A 23743-nucleotide genomic window follows, 5' to 3' on the forward strand; every position below is an offset into this window, starting at 1 on the left:
ATTTTGTAAGTGAAAAGCAGCGTCTCATCCTAAAGTCTAATTGTGGAAATCGCCGTCCTAGCCGAGAGTGATAACACAAAGACGGTTCTGTAATAGACCTAGAAACTGAACACAAAGGAAGTTGCCAGTTCATTAGGAATGTAGGCACAAGGAGAGATGCAATGAGTGAAGCCCACGTTTATCCGGTAAAAGAAAATATTAAATCAACCACACACGCGGATAATGACACTTACCTAGCCATGTACCAGCAATCTGTTTCTGACCCTGAAGGTTTTTGGGGTGAACACGGAAAAATCGTTGATTGGATCAAACCTTTCACACAAGTAAAAAACACCTCTTTCGACCCTGGCCACATTGATATTCGCTGGTTTGAAGATGGCACGCTTAACGTTTCGGCTAACTGTATCGACCGCCACCTTGCTGAGCGCGGTGATGAAGTCGCTATAATCTGGGAAGGCGATGACCCGGCTGATGACAAAACTCTAACTTTTAATGAACTACACAAAGAAGTGTGCCTGTTTTCAAATGCTCTAAAAGAGCAAGGCGTACGCAAAGGTGATGTGGTTTGTTTATACATGCCAATGGTGCCAGAAGCGGCAGTAGCTATGCTGGCGTGTACCCGTATCGGGGCGGTTCACACAGTCGTATTTGGTGGTTTCTCACCAGAAGCACTGTCTGGTCGTATTATCGATTCAAACTCTAAAGTCGTTATCACTGCCGATGAAGGCGTGCGTGGCGGCCGTGCGGTTCCACTGAAGAAGAATGTTGATGAAGCACTGACGAACCCTGAAGTGAAAAACATCGAGAAGGTTGTTGTATTCAAACGCACTGGCGGTGATGTTGCATGGCACGAACACCGTGATGTGTGGTGGCATGATGCTATCGCAAACGTATCGGCAGATTGCCCACCAGAAGAGATGAACGCAGAAGATCCACTATTCATCCTTTATACGTCAGGCTCAACAGGTAAACCTAAAGGCGTTATGCACACTACAGGTGGCTACCTTGTTTATGCAGCGATGACATTCAAATACGTGTTCGATTACCAAGAAGGCGAGACTTTCTGGTGTACAGCCGATGTGGGTTGGATTACTGGCCACACATACCTTGTTTACGGGCCGCTTGCTAATGGCGCAAAAACGATTCTATTTGAAGGCGTGCCAAATTACCCGAACACCAGCCGCATGAGCGAAGTGGTCGATAAGCACCAAGTTAATATTCTTTATACTGCGCCAACGGCTATTCGTGCACTGATGGCGAAAGGTAATGAAGCCGTTGAAGGCACCTCTCGTGACAGCCTAAGAATCATGGGCTCAGTGGGTGAACCTATCAACCCAGAGGCGTGGGAGTGGTATTACAAAACAATCGGTAATGAGCAGTCTCCAATTGTTGATACATGGTGGCAAACAGAAACGGGCGGTATCTTGATTGCACCGCTACCGGGCGCAACAGACCTGAAACCGGGCTCTGCAACTCGTCCATTCTTCGGTGTGCAACCGGCGCTGGTTGATAACATGGGTAACATCATTGAGGGTGCAACAGATGGCAACCTAGTGATTCTTGACTCTTGGCCAGGCCAAATGCGTACCGTTCATGGCGATCATGACCGCTTCGAACAGACTTACTTCTCGACCTTTAAAGGCATGTACTTCACCAGTGACGGCGCTCGTCGTGATGAAGACGGTTACTATTGGATTACTGGTCGTGTCGATGACGTGCTTAACGTATCAGGTCACCGTATGGGTACCGCTGAGATTGAATCGGCTCTAGTAGCGTTCGATAAGATTGCTGAGGCTGCGATTGTAGGTATCCCTCATGATATTAAAGGCCAAGCGATTTACGCTTACATCACGCTGAATGATGGTGAGTTCCCAACTGCAGAGCTTCATAAAGAAGTGAAAGACTGGGTACGTAAAGAGATTGGCCCAATTGCAACGCCAGATGTACTGCACTGGACCGACTCTCTACCAAAAACTCGTTCGGGTAAAATCATGCGTCGTATCCTGCGTAAAATCGCGACTGGCGATACAGGTAACCTAGGTGATACCTCGACACTGGCCGACCCAAGCGTGGTTGATAAGCTGATTGCCGAGAAAGCAGAACTGGCATAAGCAACCAGCCACAGCAGCTAATCACTGTTTAAAACAGCAATTTCTAAACCGTCACCTATGTGGCGGTTTTTTTATGGCTGATCTTGATCTCAAATATCCCGCCCCAAATTAAGGCTAAGACGCTTTTTTGTTAAGTTGGTAACAATTCCAAGCTGTATCAATAGGAGATTAGACCAGTAAATTGCTGCGATTTGCGCTGAATTAGCTATAATCTGGTTCTAATTTTTAAATTTGGGTTTTTCTCACTAGAAATTAACCGCAAATTTTCAATAAAATGGCAACATTCACGTTCGTAAACACGATAAAGGAAGATAGCCCCACGATGTCTACAAAGTTTCGCATTCTAGTTTTAAATGGCCCAAACCTGAACCTGTTAGGCCTTAGAGAGCCTGCACACTACGGTTCTCAAACACTTGACCAGATTATTAGCTCACTGACCGAGCAAGCGAAAGCACACGATGTTGAGCTATCTCACTTACAGTCAAATCGTGAGTATGAACTGATTGAAGCGATCCATAGTGCGTATCAAAATGTTGATTTTATTATTATCAACCCAGCAGCCTTTACACATACCAGTGTGGCACTGCGTGATGCACTACTTGGCGTTGCCATCCCGTTTATTGAGGTTCATCTATCGAATGTTCACGCACGTGAACCATTCCGTCACCACTCTTACCTATCTGATAAAGCAGAAGGTGTGATTTGTGGCTTAGGTGCCCAAGGTTATCAATTTGCTTTGACCGCTGCGCTCAGCAAGCTCAACTCAAAGTAAACATAAACAACGAACTATTACTAACCTACTCAGTCATAGAGTAAGTTCAATTAACAGATAAAGAGAAAGAAACAATGGATATTCGCAAAATCAAAAAGCTAATCGAATTGGTTGAAGAGTCTGGTATTTCTGAGCTAGAAATCTCTGAAGGTGAAGAGTCAGTACGAATCAGTCGTAACAGCACTGCACCTGTAGCACCTGTTCAATATGCAGCTGCTCCAGCACCTGTAGCGGCAGCAGCTCCTGCGGCGGCAGCTCCTGCGGCGGCACCTGTTGCAGCAGAAGCAGCGGCTCCTGCAGTTCCAGCTGGTCACCAAGTTCTTTCTCCAATGGTTGGTACTTTCTACGGCGCTCCAAGCCCAGACGCAAAACCATTCGTTAAAGTTGGTCAATCTGTAACTGCTGGCGAAACGCTATGTATCGTTGAAGCAATGAAAATGATGAACCAAATTGAAGCTGATAAATCTGGTGTTGTAACAGCTATCCTAGTTGAAGACGGTCAACCAGTAGAATTCGACCAAGCTCTAGTAATTATCGAATAATAGAGAGCACTCATTATGTTAGATAAATTAGTAATCGCGAACCGTGGTGAGATTGCACTACGTATTCTGCGTGCATGTAAAGAGCTTGGTATTAAAACGGTAGCGGTTCACTCAACTGCTGACCGTGACCTTAAGCACGTACTGCTTGCAGACGAAACCATTTGTATCGGTCCAGCTCGTGGTATCGATAGCTACCTAAACATCCCTCGTATCATCAGCGCAGCTGAAGTTACAGGTGCAGTAGCTGTTCACCCTGGCTACGGCTTCTTATCTGAAAATGCAGACTTTGCAGAACAGGTAGAGCGCAGTGGCTTTATCTTTGTTGGCCCTAAAGCTGAAACGATTCGCATGATGGGTGACAAAGTGTCAGCTATCACGTCAATGAAGAAAGCTGGCGTACCTTGTGTACCAGGTTCTGACGGTCCTCTTGATGACGACGAAGCGAAAAACAAAGCGCACGCTAAGCGCATTGGCTTCCCAGTTATCATCAAGGCATCTGGCGGCGGCGGCGGTCGTGGTATGCGTGTTGTTCGTTCTGAAGCAGAACTAACAGAAGCTATCGCGATGACTCGTGCTGAAGCAAAAGCATGTTTCAACAACGACATGGTTTACATGGAGAAATTCCTAGAAAACCCACGTCACATTGAAGTACAAGTGCTTGCAGATGGCCAAGGCAATGCTATCCACCTAGGTGAGCGTGACTGTTCAATGCAGCGTCGTCACCAGAAAGTTGTGGAAGAGGCGCCAGCTCCAGGTATCACTGAAGAGATGCGTAAGTACATCGGCGAACGCTGTACTCGTGCATGTATCGAGATCGGTTACCGCGGTGCAGGTACATTTGAATTCCTATACGAGAACGGTGAGTTCTACTTCATCGAAATGAACACTCGTATCCAGGTTGAACACACGATTACTGAAATGGTAACGGGTATTGACCTAGTGAAAGAGCAACTTCGCATTGCTGCTGGTCAGCCTCTATCATTCACTCAGGATGACATTAAGCTGCGCGGCCACTCAATCGAATGTCGTATCAACGCGGAAGATCCCGTTCGTTTCTTGCCATCTCCAGGTAAGATCACGCGCTTCCATGCTCCAGGTGGTATGGGTGTACGTTGGGAATCTCACATCTACACGGGTTACACAGTACCACCACACTACGATTCAATGATTGGTAAGCTGATCACTTACGGTGAGAACCGTGATGTTGCTATCGCTCGTATGAAGAACGCATTGGGTGAAATGATTGTTGAAGGTATTAACGTTAATACTGAGCTTCAACTGTCTATTATGAACGACGAAAACTTCCAACACGGTGGTGCAAACATCCACTACCTTGAGAAGAAACTTGGTTTGTCATAATCCGTTCGTTTAAGAACAGTCAAAATGCTCACTTCGGTGAGCATTTTTGTTTTTGAACCGCCGAAATAATCAATCTTTAATCCCCATTATATTCCGTGGGGTTTTGGTGAATTTGCTCATATTTTCTGCTAGACTCGCCATCCAATTTTTCTCATATAGAAGATGCAGCCATGCCTTGGATTCAAATCAAGCTTAATGCTACCAATGAAAATGCCGAACAAATCGGCGACATGTTAATGGAAGAGACTGGTGCTCTTTCTGTAACTTTCCTGGATGCACAAGATACCCCTGTATTTGAGCCTCTGCCGGGTGAAACTCGCCTTTGGGGTGATACTGACATTCTCGCGCTTTACGACGCTGAGACTGATACTGGTGTCGTTCTAGCGCAGATTAAAGCAAGCAACATGTTCCCTGCAGACTTTGCTCATAAAGTAGAGCAAATTGAAGACAAGGATTGGGAACGTGAATGGATGGACAACTTCCACCCAATGAAGTTTGGTGAGCGTTTATGGATCTGCCCTAGCTGGCGCGATATCCCTGAACCTGACGCTGTGAACGTAATGCTAGACCCAGGCCTTGCATTTGGTACAGGTACTCACCCGACAACGGCATTATGTCTTGAGTGGCTTGAAGGCTTAGACCTGACAGGCAAAACCGTGATCGACTTCGGTTGTGGCTCTGGCATCCTAGCGATCGCTGCGATCAAACTAGGCGCGGCAAAAGTTATCGGGATCGACATTGATCCTCAAGCTCTGCTTGCATCAAAAGACAACGCACAACGCAATGGCGTTGCTGAGCAACTAGAGGTGTTCTTGCCACAAGATCAACCGGAAGGTTTGCTAGCAGACGTTGTTGTAGCCAACATTCTTGCAGGTCCATTACGCGACCTTTCTGGCATCATCAAGGGCCTAGTTAAGCCAAATGGTGTACTTGCGATGTCGGGTGTTTTAGATACACAAGCAGAAGATGTTGCAACTTATTATCGTGATGAGCTTCACATTGATCCGATCATCGAACAACAAGAATGGTGTCGAATCTCAGGTCGCAAGCAAGGCTAGACAAGACTTTGGGCGCTAATTGACTGAAATTTAAACAAATTACAAAAACAAATTGTAAATGCTCAAATATTAGTCTTTTCACGCAGCGAAAAAATGCGTAAAATGCGCGCCCTTGCTGGTACAGAACTGTGATGACATTTTTGAAAATCGGAAATTATCAACTTAAGAACAATCTAATCGTCGCTCCTATGGCTGGCGTAACGGATAGACCATTCCGTGAGTTGTGTCTTCGCTACGGTGCGGGGATGGCAGTCAGTGAAATGATGTCCTCCAATCCGAAAGTTTGGAAAACGTCAAAGTCTCAGCAGCGCATGGTACATGAAGGCGAATCGGGCATTCGTTCAGTACAAATCGCTGGTGCAGATCCACAGCTTATGGCCGAGGCTGCTCAATTTAATGTCGATAACGGTGCGCAAATCATCGATATCAACATGGGTTGTCCAGCCAAAAAAGTGAATAAGAAGCTTGCGGGCTCAGCCTTACTGCAGCATCCAGAACTCATTGAAGACATTCTGAAAGCGGTGGTAAATGCTGTCGACGTTCCAGTAACGTTGAAAACGCGCACAGGCTGGGATACAGACAATAGAAACTGTGTCCAAATCGCGAAAATAGCCGAAGACTGCGGCATACAAGCTCTTGCGCTCCATGGAAGAACTCGCGCTTGTATGTACAAAGGTGAGGCAGAATACAAACACATTAAAGCAGCGAAACAAGCAGTATCTATTCCGGTTATCGCTAACGGTGATATCGATAGTCCGGAAAAAGCGAAGTTTGTGCTGGAGTACACCGGCGCTGATGCTTTAATGATAGGTCGACCTGCCCAGGGACGTCCTTGGATTTTTAACGAAATCCTACACTATTTGGAAAACGGCACCACGATGGACCCACTCCCGATTTCGGAAGTGAAAGACATCATGCTTGGTCATGTGCACGCTCTACATGAATTTTATGGAGAGTTTTTAGGCCCTCGCATCGCTCGTAAGCATGTGGGTTGGTATCTAAAAGAACATGAACAAGCGAGTGAGTTTCGCCGTACCTTCAACGCATTCGAAGCAGGTGATCTGCAGCTTGAAGCGCTAGAAGGTTTTTTTGATAACGTTGCACCATAATTACGAGAAGAGCTAGACCGAATATGTTCGAACAAAATCTGACTTCAGAAGCATTGACAGTAACTACAGTTACATCACAAGACCAAATCACGCAGAAGCCACTACGTGACTCAGTTAAAGCATCATTGAAAAATTACCTTGCTCAATTAAACGGTCAAGAAGTCAGCGAGTTATACGAATTAGTATTAGCTGAAGTTGAACAGCCACTACTAGACACTATCATGCAGTACACTCGCGGTAACCAAACTCGCGCAGCAACCATGATGGGTATTAACCGCGGTACTCTTCGCAAGAAACTTAAAAAATACGGCATGAACTAATCGTTCTTTCGTAATTTATTGAATTGAAAGCCAAGCTCATTGTTGAGTTTGGCTTTTTTTTGGCTTGTCGAACCGTGATAGGTAGCTGATTACTCTCCTGTGCGACAACAGCGCCCTTTGTCGACATTTGCGGAATCCAAGGCTGCCAGAATCGAACAATGGCTTGCATCGTCGTCTACGTGCCCACAACACGCATCATTAATCTTTTTAAGTGCGGTGCGAATCTTAGTTAACTCAGTGATCTTCTCATCAATCATCTCTAATTTTGCTGAGGTAATCGACTTCACTTCAGCGCAACTGTGCTGTGTGGCCTCGAGGCGAATCTCAAGCAATTCTTTAATCTCGTCCAAACTCAGCCCCAACGCTTTAGATTTGAGAATAAACGTCACCTGTTTCTGGTTATTTTCATCATATAGGCGATAACCCGACTCACTGCGACTGGCTGGCGCGATCAGGTTATTCTTCTCATAAAATCGCAAGGTATCGGCTGTCACACCGCATCGCTTCGCTAATTCACCGATCTGAAACATGTTTTTTCCTACTGTTTCGTCCATTCCACAATTAACCTTATCGTTACTTTTCAGGCTGAAATGGCACTTTTCATAATTAATTTTGAGATGCCAAACGATTGCGCGAGCTTTTTTGTAATAAATTAGTTAGAATCTGCGCCATCAAATTTGGAGTTGGTTATCTTATAGCTTAATCATAAGACTAACCCAAAAGGTCTTTACCAAAACTGGCCAATATTTTATCTCTTACTGGTATCTAAGATAATCCACGCTAAGAAGATAGAAACAAGTTCTTTTTTGGCAAATATCTTTATTTTAACCCCATGAATTTGAGGAAGATGGAAGCATGAATAACGCTCGTCCAATTCGCCGCGCTCTAATCAGCGTATCAGACAAAACTGGTATCGTTGAATTTGCACAAGCTCTTGCTAACCGTGGTGTAGATATCCTATCTACCGGTGGCACTGCTCGCCTGCTTGCTGAAAAAGGCATCTCTGTTACAGAAGTATCTGACTACACTGGTTTCCCAGAAATGATGGATGGCCGTGTTAAGACTCTGCACCCAAAAGTTCATGGTGGTGTTCTAGGCCGTCGTGGTCAAGATGATGACGTGATGGAAACTCACGGTATCAACCCTATCGATATGGTTGTTGTAAACCTATACCCATTCGCAGAAACCGTTGCTAAAGAAGGTTGTACCCTTGCTGACGCTGTTGAGAACATCGACATCGGTGGTCCAACAATGGTTCGCTCTGCTGCTAAAAACCACAAAGACGTTACTATCGTTGTTAACGCACACGACTACGAGCGTGTTGTGGCTGAAATGGACGCGAACGAGCAATCTCTAACGCTAGAGACTCGCTTCGACCTCGCTATCGCAGCATTCGAGCACACCGCTTCTTACGACGGCATGATCGCAAACTACTTCGGCACTATGGTTCCTAGCTACGGCGAGAACAAGGAAGGAGACGAAGAGTCTAAATTCCCTCGTACGTTCAACCAACAGTTCGAGAAAAAACAAGACATGCGCTACGGTGAGAACAGCCACCAAGCAGCCGCATTCTACGTTGAAGCAAACCCTGAAGAAGCATCTGTTTCTACTGCTCGCCAAATTCAAGGTAAAGCCCTTTCTTACAACAACATCGCTGACACTGACGCAGCACTTGAGTGTGTGAAAGAGTTCGACCAGCCAGCATGTGTAATTGTTAAGCACGCTAACCCATGTGGTGTAGCACTAGGTGAAGACATCCTAGAAGCTTACGACCGTGCATTCAAAACAGACCCAACGTCTGCATTTGGTGGCATCATCGCTTTCAACCGTGAGCTAGACGCTGCAACAGCAACGGCTATCACTGAGCGTCAATTCGTTGAAGTTATCATTGCACCATCAGTTTCTGCTGAAGCAGTAGAAATCGTAGCGGCTAAGAAAAACCTTCGCCTACTTGAGTGTGGTGAGTGGACGACTAAGACAACTGGCTTTGACGTGAAACGCGTTAACGGTGGTTTGCTAGTTCAAGACCGCGACCAAGGCATGGTGTCTGAAGATGACCTTAAAGTGGTTTCTAAGCGCCAACCTACAGCTGAAGAACTAAAAGATGCCCTGTTCTGCTGGAAAGTAGCGAAGTACGTTAAATCTAACGCTATCGTTTACTCAAAAGGCGATATGACAATTGGTGTAGGCGCTGGCCAAATGAGCCGCGTTTACTCGGCGAAAATCGCAGGCATCAAAGCTGCAGACGAAGGTCTACAGGTTGAAGGTTGTGTAATGGCATCTGACGCGTTCTTCCCATTCCGTGACGGTATCGACGCGGCAGCAGAAGCTGGCATCAAGTGTGTTATCCAACCGGGCGGCTCTATGCGTGATGACGAAGTTATCGCAGCAGCAGACGAACACGGCATGGCGATGATCTTTACGGGCATGCGTCACTTCCGCCACTAATTTCCTCTTCGTATTTGGCACTGTGGCGTCGTTAGCTGCTTTCGCCCACCCCGGTCACATAGCGGACTATGCTCCCGGGGATGGGCTCAATTGCTGCCTAGCCACATCACCAACTACTTTGAGCAACAATTAACTTAAATTTCTCAAAACCGTCATTCCGTATAGCGAGGAACGAGCGTAATACGGAATCTCTTGGTTTAACACGTTAAACAGATTCCCGACAGTTTCGTTCCTCAACTTCGGGAATGACGAATTTTGATTAAAGGATTTAAAATGAATGTACTAATTATTGGTGCCGGCGGTCGTGAGCACGCACTAGGTTGGAAAGCGGCACAAAACCCAAACGTTGAAACAGTATTCATCGCTCCAGGTAACGCAGGCACTGCACTTGAGCCGAAACTAGAGAACGTAAACATCGGCGTTGAAGACATCGCTGGTTTAGTGGCGTTTGCTCAAGAGAAAAAAATCGAACTGACTATCGTTGGCCCTGAAGCGCCATTAGTTATTGGTGTGGTTGACGCATTCCGCGAAGTAGGTCTTCCTATCTTTGGTCCAACTCAAGCAGCAGCACAGCTTGAAGGTTCGAAAGCATTCACTAAAGACTTCCTAGCTCGTCATGACATCCCAACGGGTTACTACGCAAACTTCACTGAGATTGAGCCAGCTATCGCTTACGTACGTGAGCAAGGCGCTCCAATCGTAGTAAAAGCTGACGGTCTTGCAGCGGGTAAAGGCGTTATCGTTGCGATGACCCTTGAAGAAGCTGAAGACGCAATCAAAGACATGCTAGCGGGCAACGCATTTGGCGAAGCTGGCAGCCGCGTGGTTATCGAAGAGTTCCTTGAAGGCGAAGAAGCAAGCTTCATCGTAATGGTTGACGGTTCTAGCGTTCTTCCTATGGCCACCAGCCAAGATCACAAACGTGTTGGTGACAAAGACACGGGTCCTAATACTGGCGGTATGGGTGCTTACTCTCCAGCCCCAGTTGTGACGCCTGAAATCCACAATCGTATCCTTGAGGAAGTTATCTACCCAACGGTACGTGGTATGGACGCAGAAGGCGCACCTTACACGGGTTTCCTTTACGCAGGCCTAATGATCGATGCTGACGGCACACCTAAAGTTATCGAATACAACTGCCGCTTCGGCGATCCAGAAACGCAACCTATCATGATGCGTATGGAGTCAGACCTTGTTGAGCTTTGCCTAATGGCTATCGACGAGAAACTAGACGAAGCAGAATCAAAGTGGGATCCACGCGCTTCTATCGGTGTTGTTCTTGCGGCTGGCGGTTACCCTGCTGACTACGCAAAAGGTGACGTTATTTCACTACCAACAAGCGAAGTTGAAGGCCAAAAGGTTTTCCACGCAGGTACGACAAATAACGAAGCTGGCGATGTGGTGACAAACGGTGGTCGTGTTCTTTGTGCAACGGCACTGGGTAACACGGTTTCTGAAGCTCAAGAGCGTGCTTACGCATTGACGAAGCAAGTTAGCTGGAATGGTATGTTCCACCGCAATGACATTGGTTACCGTGCGATTGCGCGCGAGCAAGAGCAGTAATCAATCTGGTTACTCGCTTACTTTCCATAATAGTAAGCAAATGACAGTAAGCGAATAACAACAAAAGGCGCCTCAATAGGCGCCTTTTTTATTACTCAATCTTTCTAGAAATCCGCGTCTGTACAGACAAATCAGCACTTGGCCTACAGTAGGCCAAATACTCTCAATCCTTTGATTACTCGCTATTCTTTCAACAATGATGGCCTAACGACACAATCATGGTTGTCTTCAGCTAGCATCAGTAACTCTTCCACGCTCATCTTACCCAGTGAATCACTGCCAAGAAACGCCGCATAGCTTTCCACTGATGCCAATCGGTCGATCACGAAGCTTGGTAAGGTCTGGTTAAATTCAATGCGATCAAATTCACCACCAGCGCACGTCTTAAAAGAGCTGCCATCCCAGTAACCCTGAACCAGTCTGAGACCTTCGTCATTCTGCTTCATCGTAGTCTCTAGAACCGACTTAGCTTCTTTCTGGTAGTTTTCGAGTTGCTTAACTTGGATAGGTAATATTTTGCTATCAATACGATACTGTTGATACACAGCTTCGCCTGACTTATTGAAACGCACATGGACTCGATAAGGAACCAGCTCATTAGAAGAGTTACGCTGCTCGCCTTCACGAATGAATTCACGAAGCACGCCTTCTGACCAAGCATAATCAGTTTGGTACCAGCCGTAATCGCCGACAGTGACGTAGTCAGCTGAAGTATGAGGTTGTGTTAGCTTGTTTGTAACCCAGTAGAAACTTGTCGCGTCGCCCATGACTTGGCCGCCGGTATGAGTTTCAAATTGCTCTAGGTTTTTGCGAGGGCTTGTTGAAGAACAGCCAATAAGAAATGTAGATAATAGTGAAACGAGAAGAAATGCTTTTTTCATAAAAACCTGTACCGAGGTGGAATACGACTACCTCGGTACAGTTTAGATTATTTCACTGAATCTTTCAGCGCTTTACCTGCAACAAATGCTGGAACATTTGCAGCAGCGATTTGGATCTCATCACCAGTTTTTGGGTTACGACCAGTGCGAGCTGCACGGTGGTTTACTTTAAAAGTACCAAAACCAATTAGCTGAACTTGATCGCCATCTTTAAGAGCATCTGTAACACCGCCAAGAGTCGCTTCTAGAGCAGCTTTAGCTTGTGCTTTAGAAAGGTCCGCTTTTTCAGCAATAAAGTCGATTAATTGAGTCTTGTTCATTTTAGGTTTCCCTTCTTTGTATTTTTGAATTCAATTCACTCTAAAACATAAATGCCCCATCTGGCAAAGGTTTGTCGTCGATCTTTAGCTCTAATGCCGTAGTTTTAGCCATAATATGAGTAATAACTCACAATTTGTTACTGATTTTATTAAGCAAGCCCTTGTTTAAAAGGGGCTGAGAGCAAAATTAATGATGACCTAGCCACTACTTTTTCACTATAATCCACGCTGAATCGCTGCTAAAGCGTACAATTTAATTTAAGGGCAAACATGCTGCTGCTAACTATTTACGTCTCCATTGCTATTGGAGTTTCTTTCATTTGTTCTGTTTTGGAAGCTGTACTTTTGAGTATTAGTCCGAGCTACATTGCTCAACTAAAACAAAATGGGCACCCTGCAGCAGAGTCTTTAGACAAACTGAAAACAGATATTGACCGCCCGCTTGCGTCAATTTTAACGCTCAACACCATCGCGCATACTATCGGTGCTGCGACAGCAGGTGCACAAGCGGCTGTCGTTTTTGGTAGCCAATGGTTAGGTGTCTTCTCTGCCGTGCTAACGCTGGGTATTTTGGTATTGTCTGAGATTGTTCCAAAAACCATTGGTGCAACGTACTGGCGTCAACTTGCTCCTGCTTCGGCAAGCGTACTGCGCTGGATGGTGTTCTTCCTAACACCGTTTGTCTGGTTCTCAGAACAGATCACCAAGCGTCTTGCTCGTGGGCACCAGGCACCAAAAATGCGTGATGAGCTATCTGCAATGGCGATCTTGGCAAAAGAGAGCGGTGAATTTGCAGAAGGCGAATCAAAAATCCTGAGCAACCTACTGGGTATTCAAGATGTACCCGTGACTCAGGTAATGACGCCGCGCCCAGTGGTATTCCGTGTTGATGCGGAAATGAGTGTGAATACGTTCCTAGAGCAACACAAAGACACGCCATTCTCACGTCCGCTGGTTTACAGCGAGCAGAGTGACAACATCATCGGTTTTGTTCACCGCTTAGAGCTGTTTAGATTGCAGCAAGCCGGTTGTGGCGAAAAAGCTCTGGGTGAGGTAATGCGCCCTATCCATGTGTTGCTGAACAACATGGGCTTGGCTAAGGCTTTTGACCAGATGATGGCAAACCGCCTGCAACTGTCTTTAGTTGTGGACGAGTACGGCACTATTCAGGGCATCATCACCCTAGAAGATATCTTTGAGCACCTAGTGGGTGAAGAGATTGTCGACGAAGCAGATAAGACGACTGACATGCAAGAACTGGCGTTCCAACGCTGGGAAAAGTGGAAAGAAACACACGGCGTTATCGAAAACCGCGATGACGAGGACGAGGACGAGCTAGAGGAAGAAACTCCAGCAGACACCGACTCTTCAGATGCAAAATCAACGGATGACGGCGACGCATCAAAAGACAAAGTGCAGAACGAAGACAAAAAAGACGCTTAATCTAAATTTGATACCGTCAGATACAACAAAGGCTCCCTAGGGAGCCTTTGTTTTTATTCGTACCTTGGTGCAATTGCGAATTATAGCGCAACACCAATGTTACTGACTGGGTCTTCACGCAGTTCGTGGCGTAGGTCCTTGATCAGCTCTAAGTCACGCTCAGTCGTTTCACGTAGAGGTCGGAAAATGGCCCACTGAACGTCCCACTCTTCACATACCGCTTCGTTTTCTTTCTGGTTTTCGTTCGTCACTTCTTCAGCGCCTTGAGCAAACTCAAGCTCAGCAACCGTCTTCACCGATTGTTGACTCACTTTAATTACCGCTTCCAACATATGTTCACGGTCAAGCAGACCATGAATTAGCGTTGCTAGGCCTTGGCATGCGTCCATTGCTGGGTAAACACCATAAAAATCAAAATCATCACCGCTAGGGAATAGCTCTTCAACCTTCTCAAGTTGACGCTCAAAGTTCACCTTTGCTGTTTTAACCGTCAGGATTTCCCAAATGCTATCCAAAACATCACGATAGATTCGAGCTTCCGCAAATTCTGTATTCTCACAAAACATGGCATAGTTAGGGTACATACGCTCACATAGACACGCCATAAAGGTAATTTGTTGCCAAGGTTCTAACTTTTCTAGACGAACCTGCAGTGGATTCTGAAGCATAGTCACTCAATAATTGCAGAAAAAGACAGCGAAAGTGTACTTGATAAACCCTGGGGGGAAAAGGTAAGCCGATGAACAATTTTACGAATAAGCTCTATATTCTTACTGAGCATGACGATACCTATACGCAACTGATTCTAAACCAGGATTTACCCGACCTAGAAATCACTCAAAACCCCGAATCAGCACAGATTGTCTTGGCGTCACCACCTCTAATCGCAGAGCGCCTCGGCGAGTTTAAAGAGCTAGACTGGGTACAGAGTACCTATGCCGGAATCAATAAACTCACTCAACCAGATCTGCGTCAGGACTATACGCTAACCAACGTTAAAGGCATCTTTGGCCCGGCTATCGCAGAATACGTATTGGGTTACACAATCAGTCACTGTAGACACTTCCCTCATTACCACCAGCATCAACAACAACGAAACTGGCAGCCACAGCTTTATACTAGCCTAACTGACAAAACTATGGTGATTTTAGGAACAGGTTCAATCGGCAGTCATTTGGCAAAAACCGCGGCGGCTTTTGGCATTCATACCATAGGTGTCAACCGTACGGGCATCCCATCCAAACAAGAAACCTTTAAAGAGACCTTCCACATCAATGAGATAGAGGCTGCACTCAAGCAGGCCGATATTGTGGTCAACACCTTGCCATCAACCGCTGAAACCTATCAGCTGTTGAACCAAACCACGTTAGGTTACTGCTCTAATGTGTTGCTGTTTAATGTCGGTCGAGGGGAAAGCATCGACAATAAAGCCTTGTTGCTCGCCATAAAGAACAGATGGGTAAAACACGCATTTTTAGATGTGTTTGAAAGTGAGCCCCTCTCTCAGGAACACCCTTTCTGGAAACTACCGCAAGTCACCATCACCCCACACATCGCTGCACTCAGTGAACCAAGACAGGTGGTCGAGATCTTCGCAGAGAATTATCAACAGTGGCGAGATGGCTTTACGCTTAATCATGTCATCGATTTTGATAAAGGTTACTGATGTCCTCTTCGTTACTTAAAGAGATTCGACAATGCCGAGCTTGTGAGCCTCACCTATCACACGGTGCTAACCCGGTGATTCAAGCGCATCCAAACGCGCGCTTGCTGATCATAGGTCAAGCGCCGGGTATCAAGGTGCATGAGTCGTCCATCCCTTGGAATGACGCGAGTGGCGAACGATTAAGAGGATGGTTAGGGATAGATAGCGATACTTTTTACGACGAGCAAAAAGTCGCGATTGTGCCTATGGGGTTTTGTTATCCGGGGAAAGGGAAAAGTGGCGATCTCCCACCACGCAAAGAGTGCGCGGAGCTTTGGCATAACAAGGTGCTGCAATCTCTACCCAATATTCAAATGACACTGCTGATTGGCCAGTACGCACAAAACCATTACCTAACAAACAAAACCACCAGCACATTGACCGAAACCGTGCGTGATTGGCAAAGGTGGGCGCCTGAGTTTTTGCCATTACCCCACCCTTCGCCACGCAATAATATCTGGCTCAAGAAGAACCCTTGGTTTGAAAATGAAGTCATTCCTTATATCAGGAAACACATCTCTGAGCATTTGGCCTACCATGATCCAAATACCTAATTAACTGCACACAACAAGATTAAACCTCCATCAAATGCCAATTTCAGGCAATAAAAAAGCGCTGTTGGTTTCCCAACAGCGCTTTCAATAATCTTACTCAGAATTACTTGTGGTAAGGCTTAGACAATTCGTGAACAGCGTCAACGAATACACCAGCGTTCTCTGGCGGTACATCTAAGTGGATACCGTGGCCTAGGTTAAATACATGACCAGTACCACCGTCGCCGAAGCCTTCTAGGATGCTGCCCACTTCTTCGCGAATACGTTCAGGCTGAGCGTAAAGCATTGAAGGATCCATATTACCTTGCAGAGCAACTTTGTCGCCGATGCGAGCTTTTGCATCTGCGATGTTGATTGTCCAGTCTAGACCAACCGCATCACAACCTGTTGCTGCGATAGACTCAAGCCACATGCCGCCGTTCTTAGTGAACAGAGTAACCGGTACTCGACGACCTTCGTTTTCACGGATTAGGCCATCAACGATTTTGTGCATGTATTGCAGTGAGAATAGGTTGTAGTCACGAGGGGTCAGTACACCACCCCATGTATCAAATACCATTACCGATTGAGCACCCGCTTTAATTTGCGCGTTCAAGTATTCGATAACACTGTCAGCCAGCTTGTCTAGAAGCAGGTGCAGCGTTTGTGGTTCTGCGTACATCATCTTCTTGATCTTAGTGAATGCTTTAGAGCTTCCACCTTCAACCATGTATGTCGCTAGAGTCCATGGGCTACCAGAGAAACCAATCAGTGGCACTTCGCCTTTCAGGTCTTTACGGATCTGACGAACGGCATTCATTACGTATTGAAGCTCACCTTCTGGATCAGGTAGGCCAATCTTCTCTACGTCAGCTTTACACGTGATAGGACGCTCAAACTTGGGACCTTCACCTGTTTCAAAGTACAAACCTAAGCCCATTGCATCAGGGATAGTTAGGATGTCTGAGAACAAGATTGCCGCATCAAGCGGGAAACGACGTAAAGGTTGAAGTGTTACTTCTGATGCCAGTTCCGCGTTTTTGCACAAAGACATGAAATCGCCCGCTTCAGCGCGCGTTGCTTTGTACTCAGGAAGATAGCGGCCAGCTTGGCGCATCATCCATACCGGTGTGTAATCAACAGGCTGTTTTAAAAGTGCGCGTAAATAGCGATCGTTTTTTAATTCGGTCATTCCGTTAAATTCCAATTCAATCTTGTCTAGTTTTGATGGCAAGTATTCTAACACTGATTGAAGGGTAAAAGCTGTGTGCTTTGCAACCTAGATCAAGTTATTAACTTTTAAATCAATGCTTAATTTGCACCCAATTACGGGAGCATGTTAAAAATTTGTTCGCTAGCGAAAATTACAATTATAACATCTGAGTAGTCACTACTCAGCATCTCATAACGACATCTTACTTACCCCCTCCACTTGTGGAGGGTTTTTTTTAGCTTTTGACCACCCATAGGCCAAATACTATCACAGGCAAATTAGTGCTCTAGCATCTGCTCCGTCACACCATCTTTCATCACGTCATCAACGGTTTTCTCAATCAACTGTCTCGCAATGGTTCCAACAGGAGCAACATCAGGTAGGCTTGTTACGTCAAACCATTGAGCATCCGATAGCTCGCTGTAGTCAGGCTTAAGCGTACCACCAGCACAATCGGCGAGAAAGCCCATCATCATACTCGATGGAAACGCCCATGGCTGGCTGCCAAAGTAACGAATATTATCGACATCGATACCCGTTTCTTCTTTGACTTCTCTTGCCACACACTGCTCTAAGGTCTCTCCAACCTCTAGGAAGCCCGCTATCACGGTATACATGCCTGTTTTATGTCTTGGGTGCTGCGCAAGCAATATCTTGTTGTCGTTTCGCACAGCGACAATGATGCACGGGAAGATACGAGGATAATGAAGTGTGCGGCAATCTCCACACTGCATCGCCACCTGGTTATGGTTGAGATGATTTCGACCACCACACTGAGGGCAAAAACGCATACTTTGAGTCATATGCCCATATTGGATGGCTTTGCTTGCAGTCAAGAAACTCGCTTCGGGCCAGTGTAGTAACTCTCTTAGGCTGACCATGCTCAGCTCATTCTCCACATCACAATCGTTGAGCCAATACACCTTGCGACCTTGATGCTGACCAATACAGATTGCATGCTCAACACTCAGCCCAAGCTCTTCAGCAGAGCCAAACGGAAACTGATCATTATTAACCCAAATATCACTACCAGAAACGACGCACCAATAAGCTTGCTCTGTCATTTTGTTATCACTTTTTTTTAACATCCCTATGCCTCATTGCTTGCAGTTCGTTCATTTTACTGGCAATCTAATTTCATACTAGAGTTGTAGCAGAGAATATTTCAAGCTATTACTTTTAGTAGCTACCAATAAAACGGACCCTGCTTAGGCAATTACTTGATCACAAGGTTGTGATCAGATCATGAGGACATGGTCATGCTAAATAAATTCAAACAAATACAAGAACAATGGGGTGGCTCTAATGAGGTCATCGATCATTGGCTCGAAACTCGACAGTCTCTAATCGTTGAGTATTGTAAGCTAGGTGCCTTGCAGCCAGCTAGCAACGGGCAATCAAACGTTGTTGAACTCCCTTCTCCTAAAGAAATAAGCTCATTCTGCGATCATGTTGTCGATTATATCTCAGAGGGTCATTTTAAGATCTACGATATGGTCATGAAAAAATGGCAAGCAACAGGCTTTAAAACCAATGACGAGATTGATACAACTTACGCGAAGATCGTACTTACAACCGAGCCGCTTCTAGAGTTCAATGATAAGTACGTTAAAGTAAATGCAGACGATGAGTTGCCTAACTTCGAAGGAGATATGTCAAAAGTAGGTGAACTACTCGAAGTACGTTTTGAAGTAGAAGATAATCTTATCCAGCTTATTGCAGACAGTTTAGCGATTCCACCAGGCGCTTAGTTAGCCGAATCCTTAATAAGCTTGCCTCTGTGCAAGCTTTTTGTTTTGTCTGTAAGCTTATCCAAACTACCCAGAACCTTTCAGACAGAGCTTACTCGCTCACCCTGACCTTTAGCCATAAGCATATGGTTACAGCCCTAATCAGCCTAATCATCTCTACCCTTTATCTTACTGGCCTCAAAGAGCACTCTTCAGGACATAAATCCAACCCCACCAGCTAGATAAGCACACCTATCACTTTATAAGTTCATAGCTAAATACCAATACGCCAGATACAAAAAAGGCACCCGAAGGTGCCTTTTTCTTATCTCTTAGAGACTACTCGTAGAGCTTACTCTTCTGAAGAGAAACCAGCCTTTAGAAGTGCTGCTAGATTGTCAGTAGCTTGTTCAGCTGAAGGACCTTCTTGCTCTTCTTCACGTTGTTTTTGACGCTCTTGGTGGTATGCGAAACCAGTACCAGCTGGGATCAGACGACCAACAATTACGTTCTCTTTCAGACCGCGAAGGTCATCACGCTTACCAGAAACCGCAGCTTCTGTTAGTACGCGAGTCGTTTCTTGGAACGATGCAGCTGAGATGAATGACTCAGTTGCAAGAGATGCTTTAGTAATACCTAGTAGATCACGTTCGAAACGTACTAGTTCTTTACCTTCAGCTTCTAGCTTACGGTTAGCAATCTTAACATTGTGGTACTCAACTTGTTCGCCAGGTAGGAACGGAGAGTCACCAGAATGAGTGATTGTACACTTACGTAGCATTTGACGAACGATAGTCTCGATGTGCTTATCGTTAATCTTTACGCCTTGTAAGCGGTAAACTTCTTGAACTTCGTTCGCGATGTACTGAGTTACTGCGTGGATACCACGTAGACGCAGGATATCGTGTGGAGTTTCAGGACCGTCGGCGATTACATCACCACGTTCAATCTTCTCACCTTCGAACACGTTCAATTGACGATGCTTAGGAATCATCTCTTCGTAAGCGTCACCGCCTTCACGAGTGATTACTAGACGACGCTTACCTTTCGTTTCTTTACCGAAAGACACAGTACCTGTGTGCTCAGCAAGGATCGCAGGCTCTTTAGGCTTACGAGCTTCGAATAGGTCAGCTACGCGTGGTAGACCACCGGTGATATCTTTGTTTCCGCTCGATTTTTGAGGGATACGAGATAGTGTGTCACCGATGCCAACTTCAGCGCCATCTTCGATGTTTACAATCGCTTTGCCAGGTAGGAAGTAGTGAGCTGGCATATCAGTACCAGGGATCATTACGTCGTTACCTTGCTCATCAACAAGTTTGATAGCTGGACGCATATCTTTACCTGCTGCTGGGCGAGCTGCTGCGTCTGTAACTTCACTTGAAGAAAGACCCGTTAGATCGTCAGTTTGACGAGAAACTGTAATACCATCGATCATATCTACGAATTGGATACGACCTGCCACTTCAGTGATGATTGGCATGGTATGCGCTTCCCAGTTAGCTACAACTTCACCAGCAGTAACTGCTGCGTTGTCGCCTTTGGTTAGCATCGAACCGTAAGGAAGTTTGTGCTTCTCTTTAGTACGGCCGAATTCATCAATAATCGTCATCTCAGATGCACGAGAAGTGATAACCAGTTTCTTATCTTTGTTAACTACGAACTTAGCATTGTGAAGTTTCACAGTACCAGTTGTCTTAGCTTGGATGCTGTTCTCTGCTGCTGCAGTAGATGCCGCACCACCGATGTGGAACGTACGCATCGTTAGCTGTGTACCCGGTTCACCGATAGATTGTGCAGCGATAACACCAACTGCTTCACCTTGGTTCACTAGGTGACCACGTGCTAGGTCACGACCGTAACACTGTGCACAACAACCGAAGTCTGCATCACAGGTAACAACAGAGCGCACTTTCATGCTATCTACTGAGTTGTCTTCCATGATTTGACACCACTTCTCATCAATCAGAGTATTACGTGGAATCAGTACATCTTCAGTACCAGGCTTAAGAACGTCTTCAGCTACTACACGACCTAGAGCAAGCTCAGAAAGTGCAACTTTAACGTCACCACCTTCGATGTGAGGCATCATGTCGATACCTTCATGCGTGCCACAGTCATGTTCGTGTACTACAACGTCTTGAGCAACGTCTACTAGACGACGAGTTAGGTAACCCGAGTTTGCTGTTTTCAGTGCTGTATCCGCAAGACCCTTACGAGCACCGTGCGTTGAGATAAAGTACTGAAGGACGTTTAGACCTTCTTTAAAGTTCGCTGTGATCGGCGTTTCGATGATTGAACCATCTGGACGCGCCATCAGACCACGCATACCTGCTAGCTGACGAATCTGAGCTGCAGAACCACGTGCGCCCGAGTCGGCCATCATGTAGATGCTGTTGAACGATTCTTGCTGTTCTTCTTCGCCGTCACGGTTGATAACTGTTTCAGAAGATAGGTTATCCATCATTGCTTTCGCAACGCGGTCATTCGTAGATGCCCAGATATCGATAACTTTGTTGTAACGCTCACCCGCAGTAACAAGACCAGATTGGAATTGCTCTTGGATTTCGCGAACTTCTTCTTCAGCAGATTCAATTTCATCGTATTTCGCTTGAGGTACAACCATATCGTCGATACCTACAGAAACACCAGAAAGTGCAGCGTATGCAAAACCTGCGTACATGATTTGGTCAGCAAATACTACTGTATCTTTTAGACCAAGCTTACGGTAACACTCGTTAAGAAGAGTAGAGATCTGCTTCTTACCTAACTTTTGGTTAACGATGCTGTACGGTAGGCCAGCTGGAACGATTTGCCATAGCATTGCACGGCCGACAGTTGTATCAACCATCTTCGTTTCAGTAGTGCTGTTACCATCTTCGTCTACTACAGTTTCGGTGATACGTACTTTAACGCGAGCGTGTAGCTCAGCAGTCTTAGTACGGTATGCCTTTTCAGCCTCAGCAGGGCCAGCAAGGTACATACCTTCGCCTTTCACGTTGATCTTATCACGTGTCATGTAGTAAAGACCCAATACAACGTCCTGAGAAGGTACGATGATCGGATCACCTGACGCTGGCGACAGAATGTTATTCGTCGACATCATCAGTGTACGTGCTTCAAGCTGTGCTTCTAGAGTTAGAGGCACGTGTACCGCCATTTGGTCACCATCGAAGTCGGCGTTGTATGCCGCACACACTAGTGGGTGAAGCTGAATCGCTTTACCTTCGATTAGTACTGGTTCAAACGCTTGGATACCTAGACGGTGAAGTGTAGGTGCACGGTTAAGCAGTACTGGGTGTTCGCGGATTACTTCGTCTAGGATATCCCAAACGATAGCTTCTTCGCGCTCTACCATCTTCTTAGCAGCTTTGATTGTCGTAGCCATGCCACGAGTTTCTAGCTTGCTGTAGATGAATGGCTTAAATAGCTCAAGTGCCATCTTCTTAGGAAGACCACACTGATGTAGACGAAGGTATGGACCTACTGTGATTACAGAACGGCCAGAGTAGTCTACACGTTTACCTAGAAGGTTCTGACGGAAACGACCTTGTTTACCCTTGATCATATCAGCAAGAGATTTCAGAGGACGCTTGTTAGAACCAGTGATAGCACGACCACGACGACCGTTATCTAGAAGTGCATCAACAGACTCTTGCAGCATACGCTTTTCGTTACGTACGATGATGTCCGGAGCAGCTAGCTCTAGAAGACGCTTCAAACGGTTGTTACGGTTGATAACACGACGGTAAAGGTCGTTCAGATCTGAAGTCGCAAAACGACCGCCATCTAGTGGTACTAGAGGACGTAGATCTGGCGGCAGAACCGGAAGTACAGTCAGAATCATCCATTGCGGATCGTTACCCGATGCAATGAACGCTTCAACTAGCTTCAGGCGCTTAGTAACTTTTTTACGCTTAGTTTCTGAGTTAGTAGTTTCCAACTCTTCGCGCATTTCTTCCACTTCTTGATGAAGGTCCATTGTTGCAAGCAGATCTTTGATCGCTTCAGCACCCATCTTAGCAGTGAATTCGTCACCCCACTCTTCTAGACGATCCAGATACTCTTCTTCAGTAAGCATCTGAGATTTTTCTAGATCAGTCATACCTGGTTCAGTTACTACGTACATCTCGAAGTAAAGAACACGTTCGATATCACGTAGAGGGATATCCATTAGTAGACCGATACGAGACGGCAGTGATTTTAGGAACCAGATGTGAGCAACTGGTGAAGCTAGCTCGATGTGGCCCATGCGGTCACGACGAACTTTAGTTTGTGTAACTTCAACGCCACACTTCTCACAGATAACACCACGGTGCTTCAGGCGCTTGTATTTGCCACAAAGACATTCGTAGTCTTTAACTGGACCAAAAATACGTGCACAGAACAGACCATCACGTTCAGGTTTGAACGTACGATAGTTAATTGTTTCCGGCTTTTTAACTTCACCAAAAGACCATGAACGGATCATGTCTGGTGAAGATAGACCGATTTTGATTGCATCAAATTCTTCGGTCTTATGCTGTGCTTTTAGAAAGTTTAATAAGTCTTTCACATTCAGCTCCTGTAAGGAGTTAAAGGAGCTCACTGCTGTAGCAAGCTCCCTTTTACCAAATAATCCTATCTTCTTTTAAAA

Annotated in this window: 20 protein-coding genes; 13 read left to right on the forward strand and 7 right to left on the reverse strand. The window is 45.8% G+C overall.

Annotated elements, in window-relative coordinates; all coding sequences use genetic code 11:
* Nucleotides 1-161 precede the first annotated feature (161 nt).
* From acs to fis, 7 genes are all read left to right on the forward strand, one after another.
* The gene (gene acs / locus AB4484_RS02335; RefSeq protein ID WP_009844693.1) at nucleotides 162-2111 is read left to right on the forward strand and encodes an acetate--CoA ligase; all 1950 of its coding nucleotides are present in this window, start codon (nucleotides 162-164) and stop codon (nucleotides 2109-2111) included.
* Between the two features lie 322 nt (nucleotides 2112-2433).
* Complete coding sequence (gene aroQ / locus AB4484_RS02340; protein ID WP_010435475.1) at nucleotides 2434-2883, forward strand: type II 3-dehydroquinate dehydratase; 450 nt, start codon at nucleotides 2434-2436, stop codon at nucleotides 2881-2883.
* A gap of 74 nt (nucleotides 2884-2957) precedes the next feature.
* Nucleotides 2958-3425: an acetyl-CoA carboxylase biotin carboxyl carrier protein gene (gene accB, locus AB4484_RS02345; RefSeq protein ID WP_136977501.1), complete on the forward strand. Its 468-nt coding sequence runs from the start codon at nucleotides 2958-2960 to the stop codon at nucleotides 3423-3425.
* Between the two features lie 15 nt (nucleotides 3426-3440).
* A complete protein-coding gene (gene accC / locus AB4484_RS02350; protein WP_248339144.1) occupies nucleotides 3441-4784 on the forward strand; it encodes an acetyl-CoA carboxylase biotin carboxylase subunit in 1344 nt (447 codons plus the stop codon).
* 170 nt (nucleotides 4785-4954) lie between these two features.
* Complete coding sequence (prmA, locus tag AB4484_RS02355; protein ID WP_009844690.1) at nucleotides 4955-5842, forward strand: 50S ribosomal protein L11 methyltransferase; 888 nt, start codon at nucleotides 4955-4957, stop codon at nucleotides 5840-5842.
* Between the two features lie 140 nt (nucleotides 5843-5982).
* Complete coding sequence (gene dusB, locus AB4484_RS02360) at nucleotides 5983-6951, forward strand: tRNA dihydrouridine synthase DusB (RefSeq protein WP_032546269.1); 969 nt, start codon at nucleotides 5983-5985, stop codon at nucleotides 6949-6951.
* A gap of 23 nt (nucleotides 6952-6974) precedes the next feature.
* Entirely contained in the window at nucleotides 6975-7271 is a 297-nt protein-coding gene (gene fis / locus AB4484_RS02365; protein ID WP_004729744.1) for a DNA-binding transcriptional regulator Fis, read from the forward strand.
* Between the two features lie 89 nt (nucleotides 7272-7360).
* Here the strand turns inward: fis and zntR are convergent, their stop codons facing one another.
* A complete protein-coding gene (gene zntR, locus AB4484_RS02370) occupies nucleotides 7361-7801 on the reverse strand; it encodes a Zn(2+)-responsive transcriptional regulator (RefSeq protein ID WP_048612394.1) in 441 nt (146 codons plus the stop codon).
* A 325-nt stretch (nucleotides 7802-8126) separates the two neighbouring features.
* Between zntR and purH the strand changes: the two genes are divergently transcribed.
* Nucleotides 8127-9719, forward strand: coding sequence for a bifunctional phosphoribosylaminoimidazolecarboxamide formyltransferase/IMP cyclohydrolase (purH, locus tag AB4484_RS02375; protein ID WP_048605463.1), 1593 nt, complete (start codon nucleotides 8127-8129; stop codon nucleotides 9717-9719).
* A 273-nt stretch (nucleotides 9720-9992) separates the two neighbouring features.
* Nucleotides 9993-11282 carry a phosphoribosylamine--glycine ligase gene (gene purD / locus AB4484_RS02380; RefSeq protein ID WP_048612396.1) on the forward strand — a complete coding sequence of 430 codons (1290 nt, stop codon included), beginning with the start codon at nucleotides 9993-9995 and terminating at the stop codon, nucleotides 11280-11282.
* A 182-nt stretch (nucleotides 11283-11464) separates the two neighbouring features.
* Here purD and AB4484_RS02385 read toward each other — a convergent pair whose 3' ends face one another.
* Nucleotides 11465-12163: a DUF1481 domain-containing protein gene (locus tag AB4484_RS02385; protein WP_372076244.1), complete on the reverse strand. Its 699-nt coding sequence runs from the start codon at nucleotides 12161-12163 to the stop codon at nucleotides 11465-11467.
* 47 nt (nucleotides 12164-12210) lie between these two features.
* Entirely contained in the window at nucleotides 12211-12483 is a 273-nt protein-coding gene (hupA, locus tag AB4484_RS02390; RefSeq protein WP_004729753.1) for a nucleoid-associated protein HU-alpha, read from the reverse strand.
* A gap of 270 nt (nucleotides 12484-12753) precedes the next feature.
* Between hupA and AB4484_RS02395 the strand changes: the two genes are divergently transcribed.
* Nucleotides 12754-13926, forward strand: coding sequence for a CNNM domain-containing protein (locus AB4484_RS02395; protein WP_372076246.1), 1173 nt, complete (start codon nucleotides 12754-12756; stop codon nucleotides 13924-13926).
* An 80-nt stretch (nucleotides 13927-14006) separates the two neighbouring features.
* Here the strand turns inward: AB4484_RS02395 and AB4484_RS02400 are convergent, their stop codons facing one another.
* The gene (locus AB4484_RS02400) at nucleotides 14007-14594 is read right to left on the reverse strand and encodes a YjaG family protein (protein WP_017062699.1); all 588 of its coding nucleotides are present in this window, start codon (nucleotides 14592-14594) and stop codon (nucleotides 14007-14009) included.
* A gap of 71 nt (nucleotides 14595-14665) precedes the next feature.
* Here AB4484_RS02400 and AB4484_RS02405 point away from each other — a divergent pair, with 71 nt between their 5' ends.
* Both AB4484_RS02405 and AB4484_RS02410 read left to right on the forward strand, forming a co-directional pair.
* The gene (locus AB4484_RS02405) at nucleotides 14666-15592 is read left to right on the forward strand and encodes a D-2-hydroxyacid dehydrogenase (RefSeq protein WP_372076248.1); all 927 of its coding nucleotides are present in this window, start codon (nucleotides 14666-14668) and stop codon (nucleotides 15590-15592) included.
* Nucleotides 15592-16185, forward strand: coding sequence for a uracil-DNA glycosylase family protein (locus AB4484_RS02410; RefSeq protein ID WP_050647075.1), 594 nt, complete (start codon nucleotides 15592-15594; stop codon nucleotides 16183-16185). The genes AB4484_RS02405 and AB4484_RS02410 overlap by 1 nt, the downstream gene beginning before the upstream one ends.
* Before the next feature lie 103 nt (nucleotides 16186-16288).
* On the opposite strand, the gene hemE is transcribed toward AB4484_RS02410, so the two are convergent.
* Together hemE and nudC are read right to left on the reverse strand one after the other, a co-directional pair.
* Nucleotides 16289-17356, reverse strand: a complete 1068-nt coding sequence (gene hemE / locus AB4484_RS02415; RefSeq protein ID WP_017060530.1) for a uroporphyrinogen decarboxylase — start codon at nucleotides 17354-17356, stop codon at nucleotides 16289-16291.
* 299 nt (nucleotides 17357-17655) lie between these two features.
* The gene (nudC, locus tag AB4484_RS02420) at nucleotides 17656-18465 is read right to left on the reverse strand and encodes an NAD(+) diphosphatase (RefSeq protein ID WP_081229747.1); all 810 of its coding nucleotides are present in this window, start codon (nucleotides 18463-18465) and stop codon (nucleotides 17656-17658) included.
* 165 nt (nucleotides 18466-18630) lie between these two features.
* Here nudC and AB4484_RS02425 point away from each other — a divergent pair, with 165 nt between their 5' ends.
* Nucleotides 18631-19128: an Rsd/AlgQ family anti-sigma factor gene (locus AB4484_RS02425; protein WP_017096512.1), complete on the forward strand. Its 498-nt coding sequence runs from the start codon at nucleotides 18631-18633 to the stop codon at nucleotides 19126-19128.
* 331 nt (nucleotides 19129-19459) lie between these two features.
* On the opposite strand, the gene rpoC is transcribed toward AB4484_RS02425, so the two are convergent.
* Nucleotides 19460-23662 carry a DNA-directed RNA polymerase subunit beta' gene (gene rpoC, locus AB4484_RS02430; RefSeq protein WP_372076251.1) on the reverse strand — a complete coding sequence of 1401 codons (4203 nt, stop codon included), beginning with the start codon at nucleotides 23660-23662 and terminating at the stop codon, nucleotides 19460-19462.
* Nucleotides 23663-23743: the final 81 nt, after the last annotated feature.

The sequence above is a fragment of the Vibrio sp. 10N.261.46.A3 genome (assembly GCF_041472995.1).
Lineage (GTDB): Bacteria > Pseudomonadota > Gammaproteobacteria > Enterobacterales > Vibrionaceae > Vibrio > Vibrio coralliirubri.

Excerpts from the sequence above, each read along its gene's own strand:
- acs (WP_009844693.1), top strand. The coding sequence starts at position 162 with ATGAGTGAAGCCCACGTTTATCCGGTAAAAGAAAATATTAAATCAACC.
- AB4484_RS02410 (WP_050647075.1), top strand. The coding sequence starts at position 15,592 with ATGTCCTCTTCGTTACTTAAAGAGATTCGACAATGCCGAGCTTGTGAG.
- prmA (WP_009844690.1), top strand. The coding sequence starts at position 4,955 with ATGCCTTGGATTCAAATCAAGCTTAATGCTACCAATGAAAATGCCGAA.
- AB4484_RS02425 (WP_017096512.1), top strand. The coding sequence starts at position 18,631 with ATGGTCATGCTAAATAAATTCAAACAAATACAAGAACAATGGGGTGGC.
- aroQ (WP_010435475.1), top strand. The coding sequence starts at position 2,434 with ATGTCTACAAAGTTTCGCATTCTAGTTTTAAATGGCCCAAACCTGAAC.
- fis (WP_004729744.1), top strand. The coding sequence starts at position 6,975 with ATGTTCGAACAAAATCTGACTTCAGAAGCATTGACAGTAACTACAGTT.
- purH (WP_048605463.1), top strand. The coding sequence starts at position 8,127 with ATGAATAACGCTCGTCCAATTCGCCGCGCTCTAATCAGCGTATCAGAC.
- hemE (WP_017060530.1), bottom strand. The coding sequence starts at position 17,356 with ATGACCGAATTAAAAAACGATCGCTATTTACGCGCACTTTTAAAACAG.
- AB4484_RS02405 (WP_372076248.1), top strand. The coding sequence starts at position 14,666 with ATGAACAATTTTACGAATAAGCTCTATATTCTTACTGAGCATGACGAT.
- accC (WP_248339144.1), top strand. The coding sequence starts at position 3,441 with ATGTTAGATAAATTAGTAATCGCGAACCGTGGTGAGATTGCACTACGT.
- nudC (WP_081229747.1), bottom strand. The coding sequence starts at position 18,465 with ATGTTAAAAAAAAGTGATAACAAAATGACAGAGCAAGCTTATTGGTGC.
- zntR (WP_048612394.1), bottom strand. The coding sequence starts at position 7,801 with ATGTTTCAGATCGGTGAATTAGCGAAGCGATGCGGTGTGACAGCCGAT.
- accB (WP_136977501.1), top strand. The coding sequence starts at position 2,958 with ATGGATATTCGCAAAATCAAAAAGCTAATCGAATTGGTTGAAGAGTCT.
- AB4484_RS02395 (WP_372076246.1), top strand. The coding sequence starts at position 12,754 with ATGCTGCTGCTAACTATTTACGTCTCCATTGCTATTGGAGTTTCTTTC.
- purD (WP_048612396.1), top strand. The coding sequence starts at position 9,993 with ATGAATGTACTAATTATTGGTGCCGGCGGTCGTGAGCACGCACTAGGT.
- hupA (WP_004729753.1), bottom strand. The coding sequence starts at position 12,483 with ATGAACAAGACTCAATTAATCGACTTTATTGCTGAAAAAGCGGACCTT.
- AB4484_RS02385 (WP_372076244.1), bottom strand. The coding sequence starts at position 12,163 with ATGAAAAAAGCATTTCTTCTCGTTTCACTATTATCTACATTTCTTATT.
- AB4484_RS02400 (WP_017062699.1), bottom strand. The coding sequence starts at position 14,594 with ATGCTTCAGAATCCACTGCAGGTTCGTCTAGAAAAGTTAGAACCTTGG.